Below are 9,017 nucleotides of genomic sequence, written 5' to 3' on the forward strand. Positions count from 1 at the left end.
ACATGAACGTATTTCAAATGTTAAGACTCCCGGACCTGGTCTCTCTTTTGAACCTTATCTGCGGAATCAGTTCAATTGCGGTAGCTGCTCAGGCTACAATCCAGGCTGCTATATCTCAAACTGCAGCCCATAATGGATTTGTTCTGGCTTTGATCTTACTTCTTATTGCAGCAATTGCAGATGGGGCGGACGGGTACATTGCCAGACGATTTAAAGGAGGAGAACTCGGGGAACAACTTGATTCTCTGGCAGATGCAGTTTCTTTTGGGGTGGCTCCCGCTCTTTTAATATACTTGCAGTTCGGGCAAATAAACCCTCTTGTCGGAGATCCAGACCCTCTTGTTGCTGTATTTCCGGTTTTCTACGCTATCTGCGGTGTACTCAGGCTTGCACGCTTTAATTCCATGGCCTCCAGTAAAACCGGATTTGAGGGACTTCCCATAACTGCAGGCTGCGTTATGCTTGTTACATACATGCTATTAAGTGAAGATCTTGTCAAGATAGACTTCCTTCTAGCACTTACCCTTTGTCTATCTATTCTTATGGTGAGTTCGGTGAATTATCCGAAGATCAGGAACGTCAGGATTCTAGCTTTTGTAGCTTCCATTTTTGGTATAACTATGCTTCTCTATCTGTACAATATCGAATATATGCGAATCTTCTCAGTCCTGCCTTTTATCCTGATGTTGATGTACATCTTTTCTCCTTTTTTCAAGGTCCCTCTATTAAGTAATCTGGGTAGTAAGGAATATCGAAATAAAGAATTTAGTGCCAGAAAAGAAAAACAGTAAAACTAACTTGTCCAAGACACTCATTAATGGATTTCCAGAAGGAAGTGATTTGTTTGGTTCAAGAAAAAGCAATTGACAGAGATAACGCACTCTTTGAGGCAGGAATTAAACTCGGAGCTCTGTATCATCAATTTACTGGCTCTCCTGTAAATTTGAGTACTGTTTCAAGCCTTGAGCAAGCTATTCAGGAAAGCATTTCAGTCCAGCCCTATGTAGAAGATATCTCAGTAAAAATCGATAGGGATATGCTGAAAAGTAAGCTGAACAACGAGTTTGGTTATTCTGAACTTCAGGGGCCTATGCTTAAAGTAAAAATAACTGTAAAATATGGCTCTTCAAGGATAAAAGTTGGAATGGAATATGACCCTGAACTAAACTATCCGTTAATGAAAATTCTAAAAATCGAAGAAATAAACGTTTGAAATAAAAGTAAATAAAAGTAAATAAATGTAAATAAACATAAACAAATATTTGAAATAAATAGCCTCTAAAATGTGGACTTAGAAAGTAGAATTTAAAATAAATACAGAATTAAAGTAAAATTGAAAAATAATAATTTGAACATTAGAGAACTGAGGCTCTTAAACCTCGTTCTTTACAGCTTCAAAAGCCCTGACAATTATTTCATTCTGTTCCGGAGTCCCGACAGTTACCCTGATAAAACTATCTCCAGCGTCCCTGAAGGAATCACAGGAACGTACAATAATTCCTTTTTTCATGAGGTTCTGTGTAACAGCTTTTGCTTTTAAAGGGGCAACATCTACAAGTACGAAGTTTGCCTGCGAGGGATACACCTTAAAAGGAATTTTTTCTTTCAGGTATTCTCTGCCTTTTCTTGCGAGATCTATGCTCTTTTTACGGTGTTCGGTGTCTGAAAGGGCAGCAACTCCTGCTTTTAAAGCCGGAAGACTTACCGAAAACGGAGTTGCTGCTCTTATGTACTCTTTTGCCAGCCATTCAGGCATGATTCCATAGCCCAGGCGAAGACCTGCAAGTCCAAACACTTTTGAAAAAGTTCTACCCACAACAAGATTGTCGTATTCTCTTACAAGCCCTGCAAGGTTTCTGTCCGCAAATTCGACATATGCTTCGTCAACGAACACAAGAGCCCTGGTAGTTTCAAGTATTTTTCTCAGATCATTTTCTGGAAGGAGGTTGCCTGAGGGGTTATTGGGGGAGCATAGAAAGATTATCTTTGTCCTTCCGGATGCGGCCTCCAGAATCTTTTCAGGATCTATTGAGAAGTCCTGTTTTCTCCTGACAAAGACCGGCTTTCCTCCACATGCCCTTGCCGGAAGCTCATAATAGGCAAAAGTAGGAGTAGGGATAATGACCTCGTCTCCTCTTTCAATAACCAGCCTGCAAACCCCGTCAAGTAGTCCGTCCATTCCTGGCCCTGAGGCTATGAGGTTTGAAACCGGAAAACCTGTGTATTTCGAGAGAGCTTCTCTGAGTTCGATCGCGTCTGCTGAGGGATAAATATTTGCATAGGAAGCTACGTTTACCAGGGCCTGAATGGCCTTTGGAGAGGGTCCGAGTGGGTTTTCGTTTGAGCCGAGTTTGATAATTGAAGTCGGTTCAAGACCGTAGGCAGAAACGATTTCTTCAATAGATTTCCCTGGAACGTACTCTGCGATATCAAAGATCTCTTTTTTTATCAGTTCAGGCCTGCTCAAGAACATCAACTACCGTATCAATCTGATCTTTTGTAATTACAAGTGGAGGAACAAGACGGAGCACCGAGTCCGATGTGCAATTTACGAGCACTCCATATTCCCTTGCAAAATCAATGAATTGGCTACAGGGATGGTTTATCTCAACTCCTATCATGAGTCCTTTTCCACGGACTTCTACAACATCTCCCCTTTCCATATTCTTGAGCTTTCCCATGAAATAAGCCCCGTTATCTTTTGAGCGTTTAAGGAGTCCTTCTTCCCTAATTACCTCAATCGAAGCAAGTGCAGCTGCGCAGGCAAGTGGCCCACCTCCGAAAGTAGAAGCATGCTGTCCACGCTCAAAGCTTAGTCCGTCCCTTGCCGCGATAGCGCCCATTGGAAAGCCTCCCCCGATTGCTTTTGCCATGCTCATGATATCGGGTTCCACGCCAAAATGGTCTTTACAGAACCATGTGCCTGTCCTTCCAAAGCCTGTCTGCACCTCATCAAAGATAAGGAAAGTTCCGGTTTCGTCACAGATTTCCCTGACCTCTTTGAGGTACTCGGGATTAGGGATGTTAACCCCACCTTCTCCCTGAATGGGTTCAAGAATCACAGCTGCCGTGTTTACCGAAATAGCCTGCCTGACAGCATCAGCATTGGAGTACGGGACAAAAGTAGTCTCGGAACTCACAGGAGGCATGAAAGGGTCCCTGTATATGCTCTTGTGGGTTACACTGAGCGCTCCTATAGTCCTGCCGTGGAAGGAGTGTTCAGCAGCTACAAAGGCACTTTTCCCGGAAGCCATGCGGGCCAGTTTCATTGCAGCCTCCACAGCCTCAGCTCCTGAGTTACAGAAAAAAACACGTCCCATTCCTGTAACCGAGACAAGGGCTTCTGCAAGTTCAGCCTGAATCTCTGTGTAATAAAGGTTAGAGACGTGCAGCAGCTTCTCAGTCTGAGCCTGGATTGCCCTGATTACAGCTGGGTGGCAGTGCCCAACATTGTTTACTGCAATCCCTGCTACACAGTCAATATATTCCTTTCCGTAAATATCCCGGACAACCGCCCCCTTTCCTTCTGAAAGTACAAGGGGCTGACGCCCATAAGTCTGCATTACATATTTTGAATCTTTTTCTATAATTGAGGCGTATTTTGCCTGTAAATTCTCAGGCTCTGTAACCTGTAGATTTTCAGGCCCTATAAAATTCTCTGTCAATTGGATCCCTTCATGAAACTTGTTCCTTTTAAACTGGTCGGAAAGTTCAACGAGTAAAGTCTGGAATATTTTAAATTTAACTCTAGGTGCTTTGAATTAATTCTAGGTATTTTGAATTTAATTCTAGGTGTTTTGAATTTAATTTATAGTATTTTTGAGTCATATCTAAATTTGGAGACCGAATAACTCAAAATGAATGTATTATTAAGATATTAAGATTTTTGAGTGCATTTTTTGAGGTTTCAAAAAGTTTACAGTTAATTATCAGAGTCGAGTTCTGCTCTGCTATCTCCAAAACTCAGATAGATCCTTGATCCCCTATGAATGTTACTGATCCTTCTCAAAAAAAGAAATTTTTTCTTCAATTCTTTCTCCATGAAGCATTAGTTAACTTATGGATAAGGTTTGCTATATCCTGGACTAAAATTCAGAGTAGGAGTCGGCGAACTCCGGGTTTTTCTGGGTTTCAAAGGCATGCAAAAGGGCTCAAACCGGAGTAATTACTCTCAAATTACTCTCCGGACTTCTGTTCTTTTCTGTAAGTCCTGGCTCCTGTGAAGCGTGTGGTTCTTTCTAAGGCCCGTGTTCTGGCAGTTCTTCTTTTTCTACCAGGCACGAAAATATTCCTGGCTTTGGCATTCAGGTCGAGAGGTAAACCAATTTCTATCAAATTCAGAGGTTTTACGGTTTCACCCTGTGGCTCACTCTTAGTTTCATCCTTAGTTTCATTTTCGGGCAACTCATGAGTTTCGCTCATAATTAATTTCCCTAAAGCATTGACCTCTGCAAGAACAGGCATTTCTGCAGCGTCTCTTAAGAAAGATACTCCTGAAGGGGCTTTTATTGTACCATCTACTCTCGCGTTTTCAAGCAGTAAGACCGAGTTGGATTTTATTCCTCCGAAAACTCGACTGTTCCTGCCAATCTGTACATCTCCTTTTGAATAGAGATTGCCATAGACAGTGTTATTTTCCCCAATGAAGATTTTGCCTTCTGAGTAAATGCTTCCCTTTAGAGTCAGTTTTTCCCCTGTAGTGACAGCCTGCGCCCGAATATTTCCTGTTAACAGGCAGTTGTTTCCTATAACGGTTTCACCATCAACCTCAATAGTATCGTGGGAAAGCTTTGAGCCGGCTGGTATGATCAGCACTTTTTCAGCGGGTTCTTTTCCTTCAAAGCTCTGTATGTCCTCAGAATCATCAAAAAGTTCTTCTACGGCTTTTTCAATTTCCTCGCCTTTCCCGAGGCGCATCATTTCCTTTATGTAAAGGAATAGAAAAATTATTACAGGAATCGGATTCCTTACTACTATCCATCCCTTGGCTTCGAATCCTCCCCTGATTTTAACTTCTTTTCCTACGTCCAGGTCTCCCTGTACAAGCAGTTTTCCGTCAATGGTTACAAATTCTCCCAGGTAGGCGTTTCCTCCGACCTCTACTCTGTTCCCCAGTTTTGACCACATGTCAATCCTGATATCGCTACTTGCTGCAATATCCCCTGAGACGGCCACCCCTTCTCCCATTATAACAGTATCGCCTATCAGGCTGTATTCAATATTAGAGTGATTGCCGACAACAACGTCTCCCTCAACTGTAATTATGTTTGCTTCGATTCTGGTGTTATCTGGAACCAGGAAGTATTTTAGAATCTCTTCTGACTCTGAAATATTGCTCACTCTCCGGGAAACTGCTATTATTTGGCTTTATTTCTTAAAACTTTATTTTTTGATCTTTCATTTTTGATCTTTCATTTTTGAAACTTCATTTCTTGAAACTTCATTTTTGAAACTTTTACTTATTTAAATTTGAACTCAGGATTGAGGTTGCCTTTTAAAAATCCGTTCTTCTAAAGTTAATCATTCAAAAATTACTATCTATAATATATTCTTATTCATTTTATCTTTCACTATAAGAATATTTGAGCAATATAAGTAGCGTTTTATACCATATTTAACTATATGTAAATTTGTGTAAAATTTTAAAAATTCAGATTGTATCATAAAATTTAACACATTTCCCTTTTTCGATGTCTCTTTTTATATCCATAAGTTTTAAGAGTTTCTAGGTTCACTTCTCTTTTTCTAGGTTCACTTCTCTTTTTCTAGGTTCACTTCTCTTTTTTTGAAGCTACTCCTACTCTTATATCCACGGCTGCTCCACTGTTAAAAGCCAGGATCTCTGCAGGGGATAGAAGCAGTTGTCCTGTTGCGAGCAGTCTGTCAGTTTCATCCGTCACCAGTACTTCTTCTCCGGCCCTCAGTTCTGGATCAATTTCAACTACATGTTTTATAAAAGCAGTTTTACCTTTCTCTACAAAAGGAGCAGCTTCTTCTGAGACAATGACCCTGAGCTTTTTTTCTGGTAAAAGCCTGTGGACGATGGAAGCTCCTTCAATACTGAGGGTGAAAAAACCATCCTTTGCTCTTGCTGTAGCTATACGCTTTCCGGAGTTTAAGACCTGACGTACTCTTTTTGTCCTGGATAACTGGAATGTTGAGTTTTCAGGAAAAAGTTCTTTTCCGATACCTTTCCCAAACTGGTAGTCTGCTATCATGCGGACTCTGGCAAGTCTTTCGGTGTCATAATTCATAGAAGTACGTAATATATGCAGACCTTAAAGCCGTTCCGGTTATCTTGATTTTTCGGGAATGCACTTCTACATCTTTTAATTTTATAACATATTATATATTTTTAGTTAATTATCCTTACATCTCGGTTTTACTTATTTTTATTTTTATTTTCACTTTTCCTTCTAATGCAATTGTTTTTTTCAGTAAACTGTTAAACTTTATTTATTTTAGCATTGATTTTTTCATTGTTCTATCTAGCAAAAATATTAAGAAGTAGAAGCGACAATCTATTATTGGGTTTACGAAAATGGAAATATGCATATATCAAGAACTTTGAGCTGCTTACAGTCTCAAAAAGGCAGGAGAGGGAATCCGCTTGATAGTCCGAAAAAATATCTCTATTGATCAGTGTTACGTGGATAAATTAAAGCCCTTTCTGGAAAAAAATAACGGAAATTTAAGTGCGGCAATAAGGAATGCTATCGAAACTGCCTCTCTTGCTCTAGCTGGAAGAACTGGTGAAAATGGAGAAAAAGCTTCAAGTAAGGTCTCACAAAATGCAGAGTTTCGCAACGGGTTGATTGAAAACGAGGAATTCCTTCTTGTTCATCATACTCTACTTGAATGGCTTATTAATAACACTTCCGGGTTACTGATTGACGAATCAACTATATATGAAATAATTAACCCTTATAAAATTAAAGAAATCCCTGAGCTTGTCAGTTATATAAACTCGCTCAATGAAAAAATGGGCTGGAAAATTAAGGTTGATGCGGAGTGCAGTCAGGGTTCAGAGCCGGAAACTGCAAGTCTTACCCTCTTAAATGGAAATTCCTGCTTCAGGGAAATTATGGCTCACAGCCTGGCTCTTTATCTGGCAAAACAGATGAAGCTGGATGTTCAGGGTCTATTCTGCAAATCAAACGTAACAAAAATCTACTTTAAAAGGTTCGAGTTTCTTGAGTTTCAAAAAGTTCCTAAAGGGTTTGAGGAACATTTTGGTTGTATGGAAAGTACTTTCCAGGAAATTCAAAAAAAACCGGAGTTCTGGAAGAATCTTATCAAAACCCACAGGCAGCAAAATTACCAGCGGCTTAGCATGCAAAGAAAGACTTTCGAAGCTTTTGTTTCAGGAGATCTTCCGTCCATAGCTGAATTGAGAAGAAATTTTGAGTTGATTACAGGCAAGCCTCCTGCGGCTTTTACCCTTGCCGAGCATATAATTATTTTTAAAGAAATTTATCTCACGGACAGAATAGGAAGTGATATAGAAATCTGCACGGAAAAGAACAGGGAATATGTGAAACTAATTCACGATTACTCTGAAAGAAAAGTATGTGAATCTATTACAAAATATTATTCTAATGTTTTCAAGTCAATTAACCACTCTTTTAAAGTCACCACTAGCCCTCATATGATTCTGTTTGAGTTTGGAAAAAACCTTGTTTCATCCAATACTTGTCCGGAATAATGAATCTCGAACACTGACATTGACCCCTACTTTCTTTATTCTCTAACATTCAGTAAGATAGATAAATTCATATGTGGGATTCTCCTATCCTTTTTTATGAGTGACGTAATTTTGCTCTGGGACTGCCCTCTTCTCTTTGAAAAACTGTTTGTGGAATATGGGCTTGAATGTACTCGTGTTCTCTCAACGTCCCTTGGTACTCCTTATCTTCCTGCCTGCAAGGTTCTGATTTTGCCGACAGGTTTTGCAAATAAACAGTATACAAAAACAGGTGTAGGACTTAAACACGGTCAACGCTCCCTTGAAAAATTTGTGACAAAAGGTGGGACTCTTCTTGTTTTCAGTCCTCTTATCCCGGAATACGAATATGAGTGGCTTCCTTTTTCTCTGAAATATGTAATGGAAGAAAATTCATGCACGCCTCAATCTGTGGGTAAGCACGAGGCTCAGAAACTTGTGGATATTGCCCCTCCTGTCGGATGTGACGGTTACTTCGCGGAAACCGACGCTGATGTGGTATTAACTGATGACAGGGGCAGACCTATAATGGTCGTAAAAGAAATTGGAGAAGGTATGGTCGTTGCAACCACAATACATGAGCTCCCCTCAGCCGGATTCTTTGAGTGCAGGGTTGCATGTACAAAAAAGGTAAAAGCCTGAAAAAAGAAGAATTAAAGTAAAAAATCAGAAATAAGCAGAAAGAAAATTTTTAGGGAAAAGTAAACAGCTACAGGCATAATTGCTTTTATTCTTCATTTGATCTTTTTTACATTTTTGTCCTTTTTGTACTGGTTACTGAGCCTCTTTATTTCTTCGGTTTCGTTTTTTAGTTTGATTACAAATAAGCCGAAGCAGGGCTTTGTGAATTGGAATATAATATCGCTCCCTGAAAAGCCAACGGGGGAAGCTGTACCCATGAGCATGAGCTCTTTTACTTTGTACCCACCAGGTACAAGGTATACATTCTCTGAAATTTCCATTATAAATTTTTCACACTCTTTGAGGGTTGTATTTTTCAGGAGAATCTCATAGTTATACTCGCTTAAACATACCATTTTTGTACCTTTTGTTATTTTTTCTTTATATATATCCAGAAATATTCTGTTAGTTGCCCCTGTTTCAAATGACCGCTAGTTTAATTCACAAGTTAAAACTATGAGTGGATGGTATAAGAGACAATTCATTTTGAAAAATGGATATTAAATTCTCTGAATAACAGACATACACAAACGGAAGTACTTGAGAGTATTTTTATACCGTGCGACAAGAAGTTATGTCATGAATTGCTTTAATGCTGCCCTTTCCATTTGGG

At 39.6% G+C, this 9,017-nt stretch carries 10 protein-coding genes; 5 read left to right on the forward strand and 5 right to left on the reverse strand.

Annotated features, from left to right (window positions below):
• The first annotated feature begins 2 nt into the window (after positions 1-2).
• Together ASJ81_RS15150 and ASJ81_RS15155 are read left to right on the forward strand one after the other, a co-directional pair.
• Positions 3-791 carry an archaetidylserine synthase gene (locus tag ASJ81_RS15150; protein ID WP_095645113.1) on the forward strand — a complete coding sequence of 263 codons (789 nt, stop codon included), beginning with the start codon at positions 3-5 and terminating at the stop codon, positions 789-791.
• Between the two features lie 26 nt (positions 792-817).
• Complete coding sequence (locus ASJ81_RS15155; RefSeq protein WP_095645114.1) at positions 818-1,213, forward strand: dihydroneopterin aldolase family protein; 396 nt, start codon at positions 818-820, stop codon at positions 1,211-1,213.
• Positions 1,214-1,372: 159 nt separating this feature from the next.
• On the opposite strand, the gene hisC is transcribed toward ASJ81_RS15155, so the two are convergent.
• The 4 genes from hisC to ASJ81_RS15175 form a co-directional block, all read right to left on the reverse strand.
• Positions 1,373-2,473: a histidinol-phosphate transaminase gene (gene hisC / locus ASJ81_RS15160; RefSeq protein WP_095645115.1), complete on the reverse strand. Its 1,101-nt coding sequence runs from the start codon at positions 2,471-2,473 to the stop codon at positions 1,373-1,375.
• Positions 2,454-3,665, reverse strand: coding sequence for an acetylornithine transaminase (locus ASJ81_RS15165; RefSeq protein ID WP_095645116.1), 1,212 nt, complete (start codon positions 3,663-3,665; stop codon positions 2,454-2,456). Before ASJ81_RS15165 ends, hisC begins: the two co-directional genes overlap by 20 nt.
• Positions 3,666-4,176: 511 nt before the next feature.
• Positions 4,177-5,340: a hypothetical protein gene (locus ASJ81_RS15170; RefSeq protein WP_095645117.1), complete on the reverse strand. Its 1,164-nt coding sequence runs from the start codon at positions 5,338-5,340 to the stop codon at positions 4,177-4,179.
• Between the two features lie 431 nt (positions 5,341-5,771).
• Complete coding sequence (locus ASJ81_RS15175) at positions 5,772-6,254, reverse strand: PUA domain-containing protein (protein ID WP_095645118.1); 483 nt, start codon at positions 6,252-6,254, stop codon at positions 5,772-5,774.
• A gap of 295 nt (positions 6,255-6,549) precedes the next feature.
• On the opposite strand from ASJ81_RS15175, the gene ASJ81_RS24680 reads away from it, so the two are divergent.
• The 3 genes from ASJ81_RS24680 to ASJ81_RS15185 all read left to right on the forward strand — a co-directional run bounded on the left by ASJ81_RS24680 (position 6,550) and on the right by ASJ81_RS15185 (position 8,365).
• Positions 6,550-6,639, forward strand: a complete 90-nt coding sequence (locus ASJ81_RS24680) for a hypothetical protein (protein WP_170943338.1) — start codon at positions 6,550-6,552, stop codon at positions 6,637-6,639.
• Positions 6,611-7,705, forward strand: a complete 1,095-nt coding sequence (locus tag ASJ81_RS15180; protein ID WP_095645119.1) for a hypothetical protein — start codon at positions 6,611-6,613, stop codon at positions 7,703-7,705. Before ASJ81_RS24680 ends, ASJ81_RS15180 begins: the two co-directional genes overlap by 29 nt.
• Positions 7,706-7,801: 96 nt before the next feature.
• The gene (locus tag ASJ81_RS15185; protein WP_095645120.1) at positions 7,802-8,365 is read left to right on the forward strand and encodes a hypothetical protein; all 564 of its coding nucleotides are present in this window, start codon (positions 7,802-7,804) and stop codon (positions 8,363-8,365) included.
• 92 nt (positions 8,366-8,457) lie between these two features.
• On the opposite strand, the gene ASJ81_RS15190 is transcribed toward ASJ81_RS15185, so the two are convergent.
• On the reverse strand, positions 8,458-8,760 hold the full coding sequence (locus ASJ81_RS15190; RefSeq protein WP_095645121.1) for a DUF1894 domain-containing protein: 303 nt from the start codon (positions 8,758-8,760) through the stop codon (positions 8,458-8,460).
• Between the last annotated feature and the right edge of the window lie 257 nt (positions 8,761-9,017).

It is taken from the genome of Methanosarcina spelaei (assembly GCF_002287235.1).
Lineage (GTDB): Archaea > Halobacteriota > Methanosarcinia > Methanosarcinales > Methanosarcinaceae > Methanosarcina > Methanosarcina spelaei.

What these genes read in the sequence shown, in the direction of transcription:
- ASJ81_RS15150 (WP_095645113.1), top strand. Translation starts at nt 3, where the DNA reads ATGAACGTATTTCAAATGTTAAGACTCCCGGACCTGGTCTCTCTTTTG.
- ASJ81_RS15155 (WP_095645114.1), top strand. Translation starts at nt 818, where the DNA reads ATGGATTTCCAGAAGGAAGTGATTTGTTTGGTTCAAGAAAAAGCAATT.
- hisC (WP_095645115.1), bottom strand. Translation starts at nt 2,473, where the DNA reads ATGTTCTTGAGCAGGCCTGAACTGATAAAAAAAGAGATCTTTGATATC.
- ASJ81_RS15175 (WP_095645118.1), bottom strand. Translation starts at nt 6,254, where the DNA reads ATGAATTATGACACCGAAAGACTTGCCAGAGTCCGCATGATAGCAGAC.
- ASJ81_RS24680 (WP_170943338.1), top strand. Translation starts at nt 6,550, where the DNA reads ATGCATATATCAAGAACTTTGAGCTGCTTACAGTCTCAAAAAGGCAGG.
- ASJ81_RS15185 (WP_095645120.1), top strand. Translation starts at nt 7,802, where the DNA reads ATGAGTGACGTAATTTTGCTCTGGGACTGCCCTCTTCTCTTTGAAAAA.
- ASJ81_RS15190 (WP_095645121.1), bottom strand. Translation starts at nt 8,760, where the DNA reads ATGGTATGTTTAAGCGAGTATAACTATGAGATTCTCCTGAAAAATACA.